The following is a 17880-nucleotide window of genomic DNA, read 5'->3' on the forward strand; positions in this document are numbered from 1 at the left end:
GGGCATATGCAGGAGGCCGCAGAGCGCATGGGTTTTGCGCTCGGAGTGTCTCATGCTTATGACTGGAGTCGCTAGCCCACGCGACACTGGACAAAGAAAAGTATAGCGGGCTTGTCCAGCGACGTAGGGCATATGCAGGAGGCCGCAGAGCGCATGGGTTTTGCGCTCGGAGTGTCTCATGCTTATGACTGGAGTCGCTAGCCCACGCGACACTGGACAAAGAAATGCTGCGGCGACTGTTCAGAAGCGGACGCATAAGCAAGGGACCGTAAAGCGCATGGGTCTGGTGCTTGGAGAGTCCATTGCTTATGCGTCCGCTTCTAGGAGCCAAAGCTGGACAAAGAAATGTATAGTTGGCTCACCAAGCGACACAGAAAAAAGACGATCGCGTTAGTTCCGAAACGGATTTTAGGGATCGAAAAAGGTTTTGGAGGTTATGATTATGTTTCACTGCCCTTATTGCGGGACAGGCGTAAAAGAAAATGAACAATATTGCATAAAGTGTGGTAAACAATTACCTAAAGACTTCATGTCTCGTATATACAATAAAAAAAATTTTAACAAATTATGGTATTTTCCTTTTGTTTCAGCAGTAATTATTGCCTCCGTTGCAGGTGTGTTTCATCTTTTTCTAAAGAATGAATCCGCCGAGGCAAAAGACCTTTACAGTCAGGGCGAACAGCAATTGATGGATAATCATTACGAATCAGCCAGAGATTTATTTTCTCAAGCGTTGGACCATCATAGCAATTTTACTTTAGCGGCAACTTCAGTCGAGTTTGTCGATTTGGCAATTTCAATCGAAGTCTCCTTAAATAAAGCACGCCAATTAAAAGAAGAACAAAATTTCCAGGAAGCGGCTTCCATAATAAATGAAGCTTCTCAAGCATTAAGAAATTATGATGGAACTGCGGTCGACCAACTGATATCAGAAATGGAAGAACTGCGAAGCAATATAAAAGTTGATGAACTAAAATATATTCTGGAGCAGGAACCAGCAATTGAAGAATTGAAAGTAATGTTATGGGAAGCGGAATCTATTAATCATGAAGAGGCGGAAGAAATTACAGAGAACATTCGTAATCAAATAATAGATTTTTCTTTTTCTAAGGCGAGCGAACAACTAAACCAGAAACAGTTTAACGATGCCCAACTATTAGTTGAGGATGGTTTGAAATATGCGCCACTTTCAGAAAAACTTGAAAGTCTTCAAGCTACAATTGATAAAGAGAAGCTATCATTTGAAACTGCTCAGCAGCAACGAATTGAACAAGCAATCAATAGTGCAGCTGAGGAACAGGAGTTAAATGAAAATGATGCTGTTGATCTCGTATCTGCAAGTCTTGATAAAAACGATCAAGGAAACATAATTGTTAACGGTAAAGTGAAGAGTGTTGCTACCATACCTATCGACTCTGTAGTAGTCGAATATTCGATTCTTTCTGCTAATGGAACAGAAATATTGACCAATGAGGTAGTAATATTTCCTGATATGCTTTATCCGGAAGAAATAGGTAAATTTGAGTTTACACATTACGATTTAGTAAGAGAACCTAAAGAACTCACACTGGAAGTCAACAAAATTACTTGGTATACAGCAGAATAGTAATCAGAAATGGTTGCATTAAAGAGGTGGAGAACTTGCGCATCAGACGTTATCCTCCGATTATCATTTCTATCCTTATATTGATAATAGGTTTCATTGTAGTATTAAATATATATGATAATTGGAAGTCAGAGGAAATAACTATAAATAATCCTATCGTTCACGAAGTAACTATGGAAAATACTTCACTCGATTTAAAATCAATTATTCATGATGCTGAAAAAAGCGTCATTCAAATTGAAGGACAAAATGATTTTAGTAACATCACCGGATCAGGGTTTCTTTATAATGATAAAGGTGACATCATTACAAATGCACATGTAATTCAGAACGCAGACGCCATTAACGTCAGAACATCAAATGCCGAAATTTATCCAGCAGCTGTGATAGGAATTAGTGAAGAAGTGGATATTGCAGTAATAAGGGTTCCTCAGCTTGCCGGGCTGTCTTCTCTCCCTATTGCAGAAGAATCCATTGCGGAAATCGGAGATGAAGTAATTGCCCTCGGTAGTCCCCATGGGTTTCAAAATACAGTGACATTGGGAATTATTTCAGGAACAGATCGTAATTTTTCGATTGATGGTTTTAATTACTCAAATGTTTATCAGATATCCGCACAAATATCACAAGGCAACAGCGGTGGACCACTTATTAAGAGAGACACAGGTGAAATTATTGGGATCAACTCCGTTGGAACACAAGATGGCACGATTGGATTCAGCATTCCAATCGTAGAAGTATTCGATCAGATAACCCGTTGGTCCAATGAAGCACAAAATGAACAATTGGATTTTCCAAGTGTTACAGACCTAATTAGCTTTTCAGATCCCGATCAGGCTATAGAAGCTGCTGAATACTTAACTTCTTATTTTCTTGAAAGCATATCTGTAAGGGATTATGTTGGAGCATATACCCTTTTAGGCAGCTCACTACAGTTGGAGTTGACCTATAAGGAATTCAGAAATAAATATATCAACATTATTAACCTTGAATTTGCAGAGTTAGACAGTTCCGTCATTGAAAACAATCGACTAAAAACAACCACTGAAGTTACTGTAGAGCGAAATGTCCCAAATGAACTAGAAACGATGAAAGAAACATTATCATTCCAATTTACGATTGGCTATGAAAATGATCAGTTAAAAATTCTTGACTATTCCGTAGCCGACAGCTGATCAAGTGAACTTCCATAGGGAGGGGAATCCCTTGTAGAACTTAAACTGTCACCCATCAATATTTTGGGGGACAGTTTTTCTATGCATTCCATGATTTTCTAGTGCAAACGTCTATACACAATATCACCAGTTGCATAAAGTAATACTGTACCATTCGGGAGGTGAAAAAGCATGGGCTATGGCTATGGATATGGCGGATACGACTGTGGATACACTGCACCGGTCCGAGGATATAGACACAACTTTGCACTGATTGTTGTGCTTTTTATCTTATTGATTATTGTAGGTGCAGCATTTCACTGCTAACAAAACAGGCTTGTGCTAGTAATGTAGCACAAGCCGTTTTTCAGTTTTCACTAACTATCTTAACCAATAATAATTTTTTCTTTTGGATAATGGTAATTCCTCTTATGTTTCTTGCTCTTAAAGATAAGCAGAATTGTTATAATTCCAACCCTACCAATAAACATAAGTAACATAAGCAAAATCTTGCTAAACGTAGTTAATTCTCCTGTTATTCCGAGGGATAGTCCTACAGTTCCAAAAGCTGATGTTACTTCAAAGAGAATTTGACCCAATGAAAAAGGTTCTACAACAGTCATAACTAATACGGAACTGAAGACGATTGTCAATGCAACCAACGTCACTGCAACCGCCTTGGCCAAATCTTCATCATATATTTCCCTTTTAAAAATCCGTATACCTTTGCTTCCCCGGATATAAGTATAAATGTAAATAAAGGCAAGAGCGAAAGTCGTCGTGCGAATTCCCCCTCCCGCACTGCTTGGAGAAGCTCCGATAAACATTAGAAATGACATAAACAGATGGTTCGGTTCAGAGAGCAAGCTGACGTCCATTGTAGATAATCCACCACTTCTCGTTGTTACGGATTGAAATAATGCGTAAAAAAAGGATTCATGCCAGGACTTATCAGCAAAGAAACGATTCATATCCAGCAGGAAAATCATGATTGTCCCAATAGCTACCAGAATAAAAAAAGTTGTGGTAGTTACCTTTGTGAATAAACTAAAGCGAAAAAGCTGTCGCGACTCATTATTTTGAAACAAATATTCTTTAACCTCAATCAATACCGGGAAACCGATTGCCCCGAAAATGATTAACAGTATATTAATAAACTGCACGAAATAATCATTTCGAAACGGTATTAAAGATGCACCAGTAATGTCAAATCCACCATTCGTGATTGCACTGATCGTACCAAAAAAACCATGTAAGTACGCTTCACCTGCTGTAGGGAAATATTGTAGAAAATAAGTTCCCAAAACAAGAAAACCAATCAGTTCTATAACCAATAGTACATATACAATCTCTTTTATAAGCCGAACCATGCCCTGGAAACTGGTCTGATTTTGATCAGTCATAATGAGGCTTCTTTCTTTCAGTCCAATTTTCTTACCGAGTATAAGCCAGATTAAAGTACCCATTGACATGATTCCGACTGCACCCAATTGCATAATCAGAGCGAGTAGAATAATCCCAGTTGTACTTAGCGAATCCGCTATCGTAATCGTACTTAAACCTGTTACACTTATTGCACTTACCGCAGTGAACAAAATATCTATGAAGGGTATATCAACACCATCCTGATGGGCCACTGGCAACGACAGAATAATGGTTGATATAATAACTGCAATAAAATAGAAAATAAATAACATTTGCACTGGTGTCAATTGATTCATTATGCGGTACTTTGAAAAAAACATTTTCATATCTTTGCTCCTAATTGCTAATTTAATCTACCTTTTCATTACGCCAATTCTTTAAATTTTTCAAGTAATTCCTTCCCCTGATAGCCCTGATTTATTAAATTCGTTAGTAATTCTTCGACGATATTTTTTCTTCTGTCAATAATCTTTCCAATAAACAACACATTCATATGGTCACCAATCTCGTTTACACCAAGGACTACAGTAATAAACGTGGCCGGTTCATTGCTTTCTTTTGTGATTGTAGCTTGTAGCATGATTTCTTCTTTGTTCTCATAAAACGTATTGAAATAATCGTAATGGGACTTCTCTATGTATGCTTCTATAAGCCACTGACTATTATCATCTTCTCTATTTATAATCAAACCGTCGAGTAAATGAATTTCTTTCTGGTCTACTTCTTCGTTATGATCAACAATTTTTAACTTCTTCAGTTTAAATGTTTTCATTGCATTCGCCCCCTCTTTTTTAATCAGCTAAATAGAGTTTATCAAAAAAAGTACATAATTAATATGTATCTCTTCGATTATGCAAAAATGTTTAGCGCTTATATCCTCCGGGTATTTAATACCAAACAATAAAATTGACAATGATGAGGTGATAAAATGGGAATCATTGAATCCTATAAAGTTCAGCTTAGGGACAAATTGCATATGAAAGACTTACTGAATTTACATCAAATTGCTTCAAACAGCAGCTCATCTATCTATTTATATCGCAACCATATGATAGCAGATGCAGAAAATTTACCAAAACTATTATCCTTCTTCCTTACTATCAAGAATGACGAAATCTTTACATTACTCAATGACGTCCCCCCGGAAGAGAATCCAGCAAAAATCATGGATTTTCTTGATCATGAATCACTGAATGTACTATTGAAAGTTGATTATCAAGCAAGTGATAATGAGTCGATTGTAATCTAACTAAATCAACGAGGTGAAATTAATCATGGATGAACATAAAGAAATTGAAAGAACTGAAAAAAAATCGGATCCTAGTAAGGTAGGCGTGGCAGTAATTAAATACGTAACATATTTAATCATATTTTTTGGAATACTATGGTTCCTGATTAATTACATTTTCCCATTATTCTAAGTGTTATGTACCATACCAGGGGAAATCCGATAAGGGGCGAATAGCAGTGAATTGGATTTATATAGCTATTGTTATCTTTATTTTAGCAACCATACTGCTCTTTTTCAAAAGGAAAGGAAGAGACCCAAACCATGATGCATCAGTAACAATGGAGGAAAAAACAGCATTGGATGAAGATTATCTATCCCACGGCACAAAGGATAATAGAAAAGATCGAGAAGATATCTAAGAGGCTGCATTGCAGTCTCTTTTTGTTTTAGAAAACTTGGTTGTCAACAAGTCGTTCGGTGCCAGCGAAGTTTTTAACTTGGCAAATTACTAATAAATTTTCCTTCATTATTGTATAATTAAATATATTCCCATGAAATTTCAAATTGGAGCGTTATGCATGATTAAAAAATTAAGGGTGATAAGCTTATTCCTTATTATTGCTGGTTGCTCTACTAGTTCGTCCAACGTTATAGAAAAAGTGGATACGGTTCCAATCGAGACCGAAAAAGAACCTGCATTGATTGAACAACATGAAGAGGAGGAAATGGAGCAATACATAGAGTTTTTTCTAGACGATGAACAAGTACTCGTCAATCTGCAAATGGTACCTATCCTGAAGGAATATTTAAGTGGAAGTAAACATCGTCAATCTGCAATTAATGATATGAAATTAGACAGATTACCTTTAGAAGATCATCAAATTTATTTACTGGAGTTTTCCTGCTTCCATGATTCCTGTTCTTATTTATTATTTAATCAGTCTGGAAATAACGCCGCTTACCTTATAGCTGATTTAGCCAAGTCAAAAAATATATTAATTTCTCCTGACCAATCCAAAGTTGCCATACAGTTCAGTCGTAATGGGAAACAAAATCTGGAATTGGACAATATTGTCGTTATAGATTTAATAGAATGGAAAGTCTTATCTTTGAATAATGAAACAAGCGAGGACAATTTTTTGAATTATACGTGGCCATATGTTGGCGTTCAATGGATGGATGACGAAACGCTGACAGTCAGTGTTCCTGACATAATCGAACCAACGAGCCAACATATTTCTGAGTGGAATGAGGTGGGCGGTAATGTAATTATCAATACCTACTTAACAGAAAGAAGATAAATGAGGAGGTACGTTAACGAATGAACCAAATTATTGAGGCACTACTTGATCACCGATCCATACGAAAATTTAAAGATAAGAAATTAACAGAAGAACAAATTCATACGATTGTAAAAGCAGCACAGCAAGCATCCACTTCTAGCAATGTAATGGCATATACCATTATTGGGGTAAAGGATGAACATTTAAAAGAAGAACTCTATAACGTATCAGGTCATCAACATGTTAAAGATAATGCACACATGTTTATCTTTTGTGGTGATCTCCACCGAATCAATCACCTGGACAACCCAGAGCACAATCAGCACATACAGGAGAATCTGGAGAGTACAGAGCAATTAATTGTAGCAACTGTTGACGCCGCTCTTGCCGCCCAAAACGCATCCATTGCCGCAGAATCAATGGGTTTGGGTATCTGCTACATAGGAAGCCTGCGGAATGATATTAATCGGGTAAATGAATTACTTGAGCTTCCTGAATATGTTATCCCACTGTTCGGATTAGTTGTAGGTTATCCAGATCATATGCCGGATATTAAACCACGACTTCCACTTGAAACAATTTATCACGAAGATAAGTACAAGCCATTTGCAAAACAGCAGAAATTTATTGAAGCATATGATAATGAAATGAGCAATTATTATAAAACCAGGTCTTCCAACACAAAAGCGGACACATGGTCTGATCAGATGGTCCGCAAATTCAGCAATCCGACACGCATGGATGTCACACCATTTATAAAAAGCAAAAATTTAAATAAGAGATGATTAACCGGGCTGGGCAAAAAGCTATAAAAACGAATAAACCGCATGAAATCAATTTTAAACCTTGATTTCATGCGGCTTTATTTTTATAATTTGCATCAAAACCAGTTTTTTTAACTTCTATCTAAAAAACTCCTTTTTCTATTGGAATGTTAATTGTTCTACGTGATCTATGTTTATTTGTTTGCCATTTGATATAAAGCTTGCATGAATGTAAATGTTGTTATCTTTAGATTCAGGATATGGCAATGTGACATCATGCGCATCATAAATATCCCCTTTGTTCAGTTCCTTTGAAATAAAACTACCTGTAAAATCATGATTACTTTTATTGTATGATACAGATACTAATGGTGTTCGGTGTTCAATTAAGACCTTCTCTTTGCCAATATATTGAAGGGAACGTTGAATTTGAATACCTTTATTAGCTTCTTCGACACGTAAATGGAGCAGAAAATCTTCAGCCCCATTGATCGTGGACGTAGCAGTTACAAGTGTCTCTTTTCCTTTTACTTCCATAAAATAAAACAGTCCAATAAAACTAATTGCTAAAATGATTGTAAAAATGACACGCTTCCTCTTAATAATCGCCCCTCCCCCGTATACTATTAATCCCTATTTATTAAGACGTAATAGCATGGTAAAAAGATTCAAAAATACCAATATTTATTTATATTAACAATATATGGGATAAATAGAACCGTATATTTATCCCAATTTAATTGCAATATATATAGTGTAAATATATGAGGAGGGATGAAATGACTGTAGCAGCTCAAGTTAAACAAACAATAGCTGGTTTAAAAAGTGCTCAAGCGAGCTTTGAACAGTTTGCACTTCAGACTGAAAATAAACAGGCAAAACAACTTTATCAGGATGCAGCACAACAAACGATGGCTATCCTGCAAAATGTAGAACCACGAGTTACCCAAATAGAACAAGAGGAACCACAATACAAACAATAAACGAACCAATTAAAGCACAGGCGACAGTTTTAGAAACCGAGCATAGCGACTGTACAGGTACGAATAAAAGGGGCTGCAATATTGCCTCTTACATACCTCTAACGGAAGAGACGGGTGTGAGACATGCGAAAAACAACTAGTATTATTTACTTTTGTACCACGCTATTATTGGTTGCTTGTGGTAATGTGCAACCAATGGATACTGGGCAAAATACGGATGATTTTGCTGATATAACCAAAATATCTAATGAATATTTAATAAGTCAGAAGCCTTCCAACCAAGCAAAAGAGATGTTAAGGAAACATGAGGAAATAACAGCAGTAAGAGCTGTGAATACAGAGGACAGCATTGTAATTGCAATAGAGGTTGAACATCATGAACGGTTCACATTGGCGGAAACAAGAAAAAAATATAAAAAGGAAATGGAAGATAAATTCAAGGATAAGAAAGTCGAATTTTCCACCGACAAAAAAATCGTTCTTGAATTGGAAAAACTCGAGCAGGATATAACTAACAATACCATCACAAAAAAAGAATTGGAAAAGAAAGTAAAGCAAATAATAAAACTGACAAAGGAACAGACCTAAAAGAAAGAGTGAATAAGTTATGGCAGATGAGAAAAAGAAAAACTTACCACCTGAGGCACAAGAGTATCAGGAATTTCAATCAAAGAGAGAAGTTAAAAGACCCTTACTGAAAAACTGCCTAAAGGCTTTTCTTGTTGGTGGATTCATTTGTTTTATCGGGCAAATCATTACTACCTTTTATATATACAACTTTAATTTCACAGAACAAACAGCTGGTAACCCTACTGTGGCAACACTTATTTTCATTACCATGCTATTAACTGGTTTCGGATTCTATGATCGGATAGGACAATTTGCCGGAGCCGGTTCCGCAGTGCCTGTAACTGGCTTCGGTAATGCCGTTATCGCATCAGCCATTGAGTACCGTACAGAGGGGTTTATCCTTGGTGTTGGAAGTAACATGTTAAAACTTGCAGGTCCTGTCATTGTGTATGGTGTATTTGCAGCATTTGTAATAGCTATAATAAAAACAATTCTCGTTCAGTGGGGTGGCTTCTAATGCTTGCTGGACATCAAACTTGGATATTTAATAATAGCCCGGTCATTCTCACTACTGGTACCGTTGGTGGTCCCTTCGAAGCCAAAGGAAATATACCGGAAGCGTTCGACACGCTGCATGATGATATGTGGCTGAAACAAGCCTCCTTTGAGAAAGCACAACAGAAAATGATGGAGGAAGCATGTCAAATAGCCATCAAGAAAAGCTCTATTGAAATAGAACAAGTTCAATTTTTCATCAGCGGTGATCTAATAAATCAAATTACACCAACTAGTTTTGCTGCAAGTACAATGGGTCTTCCTTTCTTCGGGTTATTTAGTGCCTGTGCCACATCGATGGAAAGCCTTGCTTTATCAGCGGCAATTATCAATGGAAATGGAGCAAACTATATCCTAAGCGGATCATCAAGCCATAATGCAGCGACGGAAAAACAGTTCCGTTATCCTACTGAGTATGGTGGACAGAAGCCTCCTACGTCTCAATGGACGGTAACTGGTGCAGGTTGTGCCCTTGTAGCAAAAGAGGGTAATGGTCCCAAAATAACGTCTGCTACAATCGGAAAAGTGGTGGACATGGGTATGACCGACCCTTTCAATATGGGGGGTGCGATGGCTGCGGCTGCGGCAGATACGATTGAAACTCATTTAAAGGAGAGAAATGTTGATCCTTCTTATTATGACTTGATCATTACAGGGGATCTTGGGCATGTCGGTAGAGAAGTCTCCTTAGATTACATGCATAAACGAAATATTTCATTAGAGGAAAAAAACTATGTTGATTGCGGTCTTACTATTTATCGAGAGGGCCAGCCAGTTTTAGCGGGCGCAAGCGGTTCCGCATGTTCTGCAGTAGTAACTTATGGTCACTTCTTGAAGCAGATGGCCAAAGGTGAACTGAAACGAATACTGGTCGTTGCAACCGGATCACTGCATTCAACATTAAGTATACAGCAAAGTGATCCAATACCATGTATCGCACATGCTGTATCAATTGAATCAGGAAGTGATAATGTATGATATTTTTTTGGGCATTTGTAGTAGGCGGGCTTATTTGTGTGATTGGCCAGATTATGTTTGATGTCTTCAAACTATCACCTGCACATACGTTGACCATACTCGTAGTAAGCGGTGCAGTACTTGATGGATTGGGTTTGTATGAGCCATTGATAGACTTTGCAGGGGCAGGTGCGACCGTACCAATAACCAGCTTTGGGAATTCATTGGTTCACGGTGCCATGCAGGAAGCCGAGAAACACGGGCTTATCGGGGTAGTCACTGGCATGTTTGAAGTTACCAGTTCAGGTATCTCTTCTGCAATTATTTTTGGAGTAATTGGAGCGCTCATTTTCAAACCAAAAGGATAACTGGAGATGATTAAATGACAGTCGGTTCTCAAGTTAAAGGATGCTATTCATCCATTAAAAGTATTGAAGCGGGTCTTGGTATACTGGCACATAAAACCCAGGATGCAGAATCAAGACAGGCTTTTGTAAATGTCGAACAAATAATTTCGCAAATTAAGAACGACCTGCAAAAACAAGTAATCGAACTTTCCAAACAAGAACCGCAATACAAATAGAGAGGATTGATCTAGGTGCCGGAATGGATTAACGTTATTGTTAGATCCCTCACATTGATAGTATTCCTATTTTTCCTAGTAAAATGGCTGGGAACAAAACAATTATCCCAATTGAATATTTTCGAAACGATTTCCGGAATTGTACTTGGAGGTATTGCTGCCATTCATACAATGGATCCGACCACTAATTTCGGTTATGCTATCATCGCTATGGCAATCTGGTTCATAGTCCCTTTCGGAGTCGAAAAAATCTCATTAAAGAGCAAAGCTTTTCGTGACTTTACAGAGGGAAAAAGTACCGTTTTTATTCAAGACGGGAAAATCATGGAAGATAACTTAAAAAAAGAAGGATACTCAACAGACGAGTTATTGGAAAAGCTACGGGACAATAACGTATACCTTGCATCTGATGTGGAATTTGCAGTGCTGGAGCCATCCGGAACATTGAGTGTACTCCCAAAACGGGAAAACCGACCATTGACTGCTAAGGATCTGGGCATTAAACTAGCACCAACAAAGGAACCACAAACAGTTGTTATGGACGGAAAAGTATTGTTGGAACCTTTAGCCAATTTGTCCCTGAATACGAATTGGCTTGAGACCGAATTGGATAAAATGAATATCAGCATAGAAAATGTTTTCCTGGGACAAGTAGATAGTGATGGGCAACTAACCGTTGACTTATACGACGATAAGATAGCAGTTGCTGAACCGGTAGAAAAACCGCTGATTCTTGCAACAATGAAAAAATGCCAAGCTGATTTGGAGCTGTTCTCTCTCTCTACGGAAAATAGCGAATCCAAGGAAATGTACGAAAGAAACAGCAAAAAACTACAGCATGCAATCGATTCAATTACTCCCTATCTAAAATAATTTTCTTTTAAATTTTTCCTATTTCGTGTACTATAATGAAGTTATTATAAAATAAAACACGAAAAGGAATGAATTGCAGTGAAAGAAAAACTTAAAGCCTATCGATTCCCGATTCTGCTTCTTTTATCTATTATTCTGGGCTCTATTATTGGAATAATTTTTGGTGAACAAGCAACTATAATTAAACCTCTTGGCGATATTTTCATAAATCTGTTATTTATGATCGTTGTCCCACTTGTTTTCTTTACGATTTCATCAGCGATTGCAAATATGAACAGTATGAAGCGGCTTGGGAAAATAATGGGTTCGATGATGACTGTTTTTGTTGTTACGGGACTTATAGCATCTGTATTTATGTTAACTGCAACAGTTATTTTCGAACCCGGATCAGGTGTGGATATTCCATTAACGACACCTGAACAAGTTGACGAAATAAGCCTGGGGGACCAATTGGTCAATACATTTACAGTTTCCGACTTCCCCGATTTATTATCGAGATCGAACATGCTTGCATTGATCATCTTTTCAATATTAGTAGGGGTGGCTACTGGATTAACTGGTGAGCAAGGGCGTCCATTCACCAGATTTTTGACAAGTGCTTCAGAAGTATTTATGAAAATCATTCAGCTTGTTATGTATTATGCACCGATCGGATTAGGAGCTTACTTTGCATCATTGATTGGTGAATTTGGCACAGCATTGATTGGCGATTATGCCAGAGCAATTATAATTTACTACCCTGTCGCTGTAATATACTTTGCCATCGGGTTTACTCTATATGCATTTATAGCTGGTGGGAAAAGAGGGGTTACCCGATTTTGGAAAAATATCCTTTCTCCTGCCGCAACTGCGCTGGGAACCGGAAGCAGTGTAGCATCACTTCCTGTTAATTTACAGGCTGCTAAAAGAATTGGGGTACCAAAAGACATACGTGAGACAGTGCTGCCACTTGGAGCAACGATTCATATGGATGGATCCTGCCTGTCAGCAATGTTAAAGATTGCTTTTGTTTTTGGCGTGTTCAATATGGATTTCTCGGGAATTGATACATTTTTAACAGCAATCGGTGTATGCTTATTATCAGGGATCGTCATGAGTGGCATTCCCGGCGGTGGCTTTATAGGTGAATTAATGATTATTACTCTATATGGCCTGCCTATAGAAGCACTACCTATCATATCTGCAATCGGTGTTGTCGTTGACCCTCCAGCAACAATGGTTAACGCTACAGGAGACACCGTATCCAGTATGCTTGTCACCAGACATATGGAAGGCAAGGATTGGATGGAGATGGCTGAAGCTAACTAAGAATTATAAACCAGGTCTCACTTATTATGGTGAGGCCTTTTATATTGTCCTCTTATACAGAAGAAAGAGAGCTACTTAGTGAAGATTCGGTTAACACGTGTTGCATCTGTACAAAAAGCTATGCATAGCAGATCCGTGTTGGTTTCTTATCTTTTAAACAGAGTCAGCCAGCATAGAAATGCTGGCTGACCTTTACAAACGGATTGCAACCTTTCCGAATTGCTTCCCTTCTTTTAAGTAATCAAAAGCTGACTGCGCATGATCAAGTGTATAGGTACGATCTACAACCGGACGCATGCCAAAATTGTTAACATGATCAAGTACTGCATGTAATTCTTGTCTGCTCCCCATCGTTGTTCCAATTAACTGATATTGCCCATAGAAGAAATTACGTAAATCAAGATCTACATTGTCATCTGTAGTTGCGCCAAATATTACAATCCGGCCGCCCTTCTTCAAAACACCCAATGAACGATTAAAGGTGGCTTCTCCTACACTGTCAATAACCAAATCAACTGTTTCATGCTTCAATTCTTCATCCCAGTCACTATTCGTATCCAGTACTAAATCAGCTCCAAGTTCTCTCGCCTGCTTCCGCTTTTCTTCACTTCGGGATGTTACAATGACGCGTGCACCTACGTTTTTCGCAAAAGTAATCAGATAGGTTGCCACCCCACTTCCAGCCCCTGGAATAAACAGTGTCTCTCCCCTTTTAATCTGACCTTTTGTAAAAAGTGCACGATATCCGGTCAATGCCGCCAAGGTAAATACACCGGCTTCTTCCCATGATAAATGCTCAGGTTTTTTCTCCACTTGTTCTTCCGACAAAGCAATTTTCTCTGCAAATGTGCCATGATCGGGCATACCCAAAATATCAAACCCTTCTGGTGGAGCATCGCTATTATCATACCAGCGCAAGGAAGGATTAATGATTACTTCATCACCTACCTGAAATCTGCTGACGCCTTCTCCTATCGCTTCAATGACTCCAGCTCCATCAGAACCAAGTATCAATGCTTTTTTATCATTTCCCACTCTTTTAGGAATCGATAGATCCCTTCTATTTAAACCGGCAGTGCGCAATGCAACAACCACGTCATGTGGTCCTGCAACAGGCTCTTCCATTTCTTTCATTTTCAACTCTCCATATTCCAATACAAATGCCTTCATTTTATTCATCCTTCCGTGTAATAGTGACTCATCTTTTCCAATTGCTGTTTGCTTGTTATATCCCCGGAAAACAATGGCACGTAAACTAGTTTCTGCTTCTTGAACATTTCTTCAATCATCGTGATATACTGTTTCTCATGTTTTTTTCTTTTTTCGAAAAATGTTCCATCAGCATTGTCAGGCAAAACTTTATTTACAATCAGTGTTTTGACATGTAAATGATAGTTATCGAGCAATTCAATCGCTTTTTTCGTTTCCAGAATGGGAAGGCGTTCTGGATTCAAAACAAAAATAAAGCCTGTCTGATGATTATCAAGCAGTACTTCTCTTGCTTTTGAGAATCTCTCCTGCCTTTCCCTCAGTACATCATAAATAGGGTCTTCAATCGGCTCTCCATCATTTAACAACTGGGTGTAGTTGTCATTCGTTTTCTTCCGTTTCTGCAATAGCCCTTCTATCCATATACCCATTAGTTCAGGAAGCGTCAACAGTCTGATTGTATGGCCTGTAGGAGCCGTATCAAATATAAGTTTATCAAAATTACTTCTCTCTTCCAGAATAATTGCTATCAATTTATCGAATAAAGCAGCTTCATCAGCTCCAGGAGAAGCTTTGGCAGTATCGAGTTGACGATGGACTTCTTCCATCATACTTGACTGTACAATTCCCTTAATATTTTCTTTCACACTATTAATATATTTTTCTGTTTCCAGATCGGGATCTATTTCAAGCGCAAACAGTTTCTCCGTAACCTGCTTTGTGGTTCCACCGATTTCCTGTTCAAAGATGTCTCCGATATTATGAGCCGGATCTGTTGAAATCAATAATGTTTTATAGCCTTTTTTGGCAGATTCCCAGGCAATTGCAGCAGCAGATGTGGATTTACCTACACCTCCCTTACCTCCTATAAAAAGTATCTTCTTTTCTAAATCCTGCATTGTATTCACATCCTTTCTGTTACCATATTGCTAGCAACAGCGAATTCCTGTCATCGGCGACTTTTCCATCCCCATCCTCAAATGCCAATCGTGGAATCTTTCAATCATGTAAGGGTATAATTCAAGGGTGTAATAATAAACTGGATTGGGAATTCCTATCATTTCTGAATATAGCAACAAAAGAAAGAAATCATCCTCATTTCTGAGTTCCCTGGCTATTTCCTGACGGTGCGGCATACTCAATACCTCTTCATAAAATGCAATCAATTGCTTTAATTTTTCAAGCATATCCCATCTCACCTTCTGTTGACAAATATGTAGAGAAGGGGTCACCGAAATCAGGACCCCTCTCGTTAGCTTAATTATCTTTATCAAGTGGTTCATCATACTTTTTCGTCAATGTTGAGAAAGCAGTCAATGCTATCCATATCGCAAAGACGAATATAATTGCACCAAGTACAAATAAGAGGGTATTGGAATTACTTCCAAACCATGACCATTCAAAAAAGACCTGTTGGAACATGGCATACATTGTCATGAACATAAGGAAAATCATCGGAATAAGCGCGACTGCATAATTCCTTCCGAGCCGTTTGAGCCAGATCGCAATCAGCATTAAACTGATTCCGGCCAGTAATTGATTTGCTGTTCCAAAAAGTGGCCATATTAAGTAACCCCCTGAACCAAACCCATTAGGACCTTCAGGAATCAGTACCAATGCGGAACTGGAGACAACAGCAATTGAAGTTGCCACATGTTTCTTTGTAATTACTGGAACATTGTATTCAACACCAAGTTCAGCGATAATATAGCGCATTAACCTTACTGACGTATCTAAGGTTGTAGCCGCAAAACTCACTACAATGATGGATACTATTGTTCTGGCTATGTCAGCTGGAATCGCTATCCCCTCTGCAAGTTTTGCTGCACCTTCAACAAATGTTCCTAAACCTACTGCATTCGCTTGTGTAAAACTTGTATAAGTTGCTAGGAATGCATCTGTATTTGCAAAAAAAGTAGCTACAGCAATAATGGATACCAAAGCTAAAATACCTTCACCAACTGCACCAAAGTAACCAACAAATCTTGCATCGGTTTCTTTATCCAATTGTTTGGAAGTGGTTCCCGATGACACCAAACCATGGAAACCTGAAATTGCCCCACATGCAATGGTAATGAACAAAAGTGGCAGCCAATTCCGATCTGGATTTTCATTTACCAATGGTGCTGTCATTTCAGGATTCAAGAAGATTAGACCAAGATATAAAATAGCAAGTCCTACTACAAGCTGATGTGAGTTAATGAAATCTCTCGGTTGCAACAGTTTCCAGACCGGCAACGTGGATGCAATGTATACATAAACCATTAATATAACAATCCAAATTAAAAAGGCGGTGGAAACTGCTCCTAAGCCGAATAAACCTGCACCATCGGCTCCTCCCATATACTGTACCAAATTAATCTGCAAAAATTCAAACCTACTGGCAAATATTGCTGTCAAATACATAATTGCCAATGCAATTATCGAAGGAATCAGCATCTTCATCTTGCGTTTATATGCTGCATATCCAATCCAGATTGCCAGCGGAATTTGAATAAATACCGGGAGAACACTTGCTGGATAATTAATGAAAAGATTTGCGATAACCCATGCAAACACAGCATTTACCATAAGTACAAGAATTAAAATAATAAATAAAAATAAAAGCTTTGCACGATTCCCTATCAGTTTATCAGCAATTGTTCCTACTGACTGCCCTTTATTTCTGACAGACAAAGCAAGCGTTCCAAAATCATGGACACCTGCTGCGAAGACTGTTCCGATAATAACCCAAAGAAAAGCAGGAAGCCATCCCCAATATACTGCGATTGCAGGCCCCAGAATAGGAGCAGCCCCTGCTACTGATGTGAAATGGTGCCCCCAAAGAACGAATTTGTTCGTTGGCACAAAATCAACACCATCATTATACCTATGTGCCGGTGTCACATAGTTTGGATCCAGTCTATAAATCTTTTCTGCTACAAATTTAGAATAATAGCGATAGCCTAAAGCGAAAACAACCATACCTACCAGTGCTACCAAAATACCACTCATTTTCTATACCTCCCCTTTTTTCTTCTCTACAAGCTATGTGAAAACGCTTCATTTTAGCACAATTACATTTTATACACTTTGCAGAAAAAAGTAAAATATTAAGAATCTTATAATATAAAGTCGAATATTAACTCAAGTCAGGATGGAACTCATCTATCACATCCAATCCTTTACTTACCCGACTTCTTAAAGTGTCACAATATGTCTTTTAATGTGCGGAATATTACCTTGATTCACATAAATAGAAAAGGCAATTTTGCCTTTTCTCATACACTTTCCAGATGAATCAACGTTTCCAATCAATTTCCTAGATTCTCTTCGTATGTTATGTTGCTTTTCAACCTTCGTAGTAGATATAAAATATGAACTAAATAAATCGATGGTA

At 38.1% G+C, this 17880-nt stretch carries 22 protein-coding genes; 15 read left to right on the forward strand and 7 right to left on the reverse strand.

Annotated features, from left to right (window positions below; all coding sequences use genetic code 11):
• The first annotated feature begins 442 nt into the window (after positions 1-442).
• The 3 genes from MN204_RS04795 to MN204_RS04805 all read left to right on the forward strand — a co-directional run bounded on the left by MN204_RS04795 (position 443) and on the right by MN204_RS04805 (position 3087).
• A complete protein-coding gene (locus MN204_RS04795) occupies positions 443-1606 on the forward strand; it encodes a zinc-ribbon domain-containing protein (protein ID WP_249869941.1) in 1164 nt (387 codons plus the stop codon).
• Between the two features lie 35 nt (positions 1607-1641).
• Positions 1642-2781 (forward strand): S1C family serine protease, encoded by a 1140-nt coding sequence (locus MN204_RS04800; protein WP_249869942.1) that lies wholly within the window; start codon positions 1642-1644, stop codon positions 2779-2781.
• A gap of 171 nt (positions 2782-2952) precedes the next feature.
• A complete protein-coding gene (locus tag MN204_RS04805; protein ID WP_249869943.1) occupies positions 2953-3087 on the forward strand; it encodes a YjcZ family sporulation protein in 135 nt (44 codons plus the stop codon).
• 59 nt (positions 3088-3146) lie between these two features.
• Here the strand turns inward: MN204_RS04805 and MN204_RS04810 are convergent, their stop codons facing one another.
• Together MN204_RS04810 and MN204_RS04815 are read right to left on the reverse strand one after the other, a co-directional pair.
• Positions 3147-4505 (reverse strand): TrkH family potassium uptake protein, encoded by a 1359-nt coding sequence (locus MN204_RS04810; protein WP_306798599.1) that lies wholly within the window; start codon positions 4503-4505, stop codon positions 3147-3149.
• Between the two features lie 44 nt (positions 4506-4549).
• Entirely contained in the window at positions 4550-4957 is a 408-nt protein-coding gene (locus MN204_RS04815; protein WP_249869945.1) for a YwpF-like family protein, read from the reverse strand.
• 156 nt (positions 4958-5113) lie between these two features.
• On the opposite strand from MN204_RS04815, the gene MN204_RS04820 reads away from it, so the two are divergent.
• The 4 genes from MN204_RS04820 (at position 5114) to nfsA (ending at position 7484) form a co-directional block, all read left to right on the forward strand.
• Positions 5114-5434 (forward strand): hypothetical protein, encoded by a 321-nt coding sequence (locus tag MN204_RS04820; protein ID WP_249869946.1) that lies wholly within the window; start codon positions 5114-5116, stop codon positions 5432-5434.
• Positions 5435-5652: 218 nt separating this feature from the next.
• Positions 5653-5835 (forward strand): hypothetical protein, encoded by a 183-nt coding sequence (locus MN204_RS04825; RefSeq protein WP_249869947.1) that lies wholly within the window; start codon positions 5653-5655, stop codon positions 5833-5835.
• Positions 5836-5994: 159 nt separating this feature from the next.
• Positions 5995-6717 carry a hypothetical protein gene (locus MN204_RS04830; RefSeq protein ID WP_249869948.1) on the forward strand — a complete coding sequence of 241 codons (723 nt, stop codon included), beginning with the start codon at positions 5995-5997 and terminating at the stop codon, positions 6715-6717.
• A gap of 20 nt (positions 6718-6737) precedes the next feature.
• Positions 6738-7484 carry an oxygen-insensitive NADPH nitroreductase gene (nfsA, locus tag MN204_RS04835; protein WP_249869949.1) on the forward strand — a complete coding sequence of 249 codons (747 nt, stop codon included), beginning with the start codon at positions 6738-6740 and terminating at the stop codon, positions 7482-7484.
• Positions 7485-7622: 138 nt separating this feature from the next.
• Here the strand turns inward: nfsA and MN204_RS04840 are convergent, their stop codons facing one another.
• Complete coding sequence (locus MN204_RS04840; protein WP_249869950.1) at positions 7623-8000, reverse strand: hypothetical protein; 378 nt, start codon at positions 7998-8000, stop codon at positions 7623-7625.
• A gap of 242 nt (positions 8001-8242) precedes the next feature.
• On the opposite strand from MN204_RS04840, the gene MN204_RS04845 reads away from it, so the two are divergent.
• From MN204_RS04845 to MN204_RS04880, 8 genes are all read left to right on the forward strand, one after another.
• A complete protein-coding gene (locus MN204_RS04845) occupies positions 8243-8446 on the forward strand; it encodes a DUF1657 domain-containing protein (RefSeq protein WP_249869951.1) in 204 nt (67 codons plus the stop codon).
• A gap of 123 nt (positions 8447-8569) precedes the next feature.
• Positions 8570-9034 (forward strand): hypothetical protein, encoded by a 465-nt coding sequence (locus MN204_RS04850; protein ID WP_249869952.1) that lies wholly within the window; start codon positions 8570-8572, stop codon positions 9032-9034.
• 19 nt (positions 9035-9053) lie between these two features.
• Complete coding sequence (spoVAC, locus tag MN204_RS04855; protein WP_249869953.1) at positions 9054-9533, forward strand: stage V sporulation protein AC; 480 nt, start codon at positions 9054-9056, stop codon at positions 9531-9533.
• Complete coding sequence (spoVAD, locus tag MN204_RS04860) at positions 9533-10549, forward strand: stage V sporulation protein AD (RefSeq protein WP_249869954.1); 1017 nt, start codon at positions 9533-9535, stop codon at positions 10547-10549. The genes spoVAC and spoVAD overlap by 1 nt, the downstream gene beginning before the upstream one ends.
• A complete protein-coding gene (spoVAE, locus tag MN204_RS04865; RefSeq protein WP_249869955.1) occupies positions 10546-10896 on the forward strand; it encodes a stage V sporulation protein AE in 351 nt (116 codons plus the stop codon). The genes spoVAD and spoVAE overlap by 4 nt, the downstream gene beginning before the upstream one ends.
• A 14-nt stretch (positions 10897-10910) precedes the next feature.
• Positions 10911-11111 (forward strand): DUF1657 domain-containing protein, encoded by a 201-nt coding sequence (locus MN204_RS04870; protein ID WP_249869956.1) that lies wholly within the window; start codon positions 10911-10913, stop codon positions 11109-11111.
• A gap of 15 nt (positions 11112-11126) precedes the next feature.
• A complete protein-coding gene (locus MN204_RS04875; RefSeq protein ID WP_249869957.1) occupies positions 11127-11984 on the forward strand; it encodes a DUF421 domain-containing protein in 858 nt (285 codons plus the stop codon).
• Between the two features lie 78 nt (positions 11985-12062).
• On the forward strand, positions 12063-13292 hold the full coding sequence (locus tag MN204_RS04880; RefSeq protein ID WP_249869958.1) for a dicarboxylate/amino acid:cation symporter: 1230 nt from the start codon (positions 12063-12065) through the stop codon (positions 13290-13292).
• A gap of 192 nt (positions 13293-13484) precedes the next feature.
• On the opposite strand, the gene MN204_RS04885 is transcribed toward MN204_RS04880, so the two are convergent.
• From MN204_RS04885 to MN204_RS04900, 4 genes are all read right to left on the reverse strand, one after another.
• Positions 13485-14462, reverse strand: a complete 978-nt coding sequence (locus tag MN204_RS04885; RefSeq protein ID WP_249869959.1) for a zinc-binding dehydrogenase — start codon at positions 14460-14462, stop codon at positions 13485-13487.
• A 5-nt stretch (positions 14463-14467) separates the two neighbouring features.
• Positions 14468-15400 carry an ArsA family ATPase gene (locus MN204_RS04890; protein ID WP_249869960.1) on the reverse strand — a complete coding sequence of 311 codons (933 nt, stop codon included), beginning with the start codon at positions 15398-15400 and terminating at the stop codon, positions 14468-14470.
• A 30-nt stretch (positions 15401-15430) separates the two neighbouring features.
• Positions 15431-15688, reverse strand: coding sequence for a cory-CC-star protein (locus tag MN204_RS04895; RefSeq protein ID WP_067730122.1), 258 nt, complete (start codon positions 15686-15688; stop codon positions 15431-15433).
• A gap of 70 nt (positions 15689-15758) precedes the next feature.
• The gene (locus MN204_RS04900) at positions 15759-17495 is read right to left on the reverse strand and encodes a carbon starvation CstA family protein (protein WP_249869961.1); all 1737 of its coding nucleotides are present in this window, start codon (positions 17493-17495) and stop codon (positions 15759-15761) included.
• Between the last annotated feature and the right edge of the window lie 385 nt (positions 17496-17880).

The organism is Oceanobacillus saliphilus, from assembly GCF_023522835.1.
Lineage (GTDB): Bacteria > Bacillota > Bacilli > Bacillales > Amphibacillaceae > Oceanobacillus > Oceanobacillus saliphilus.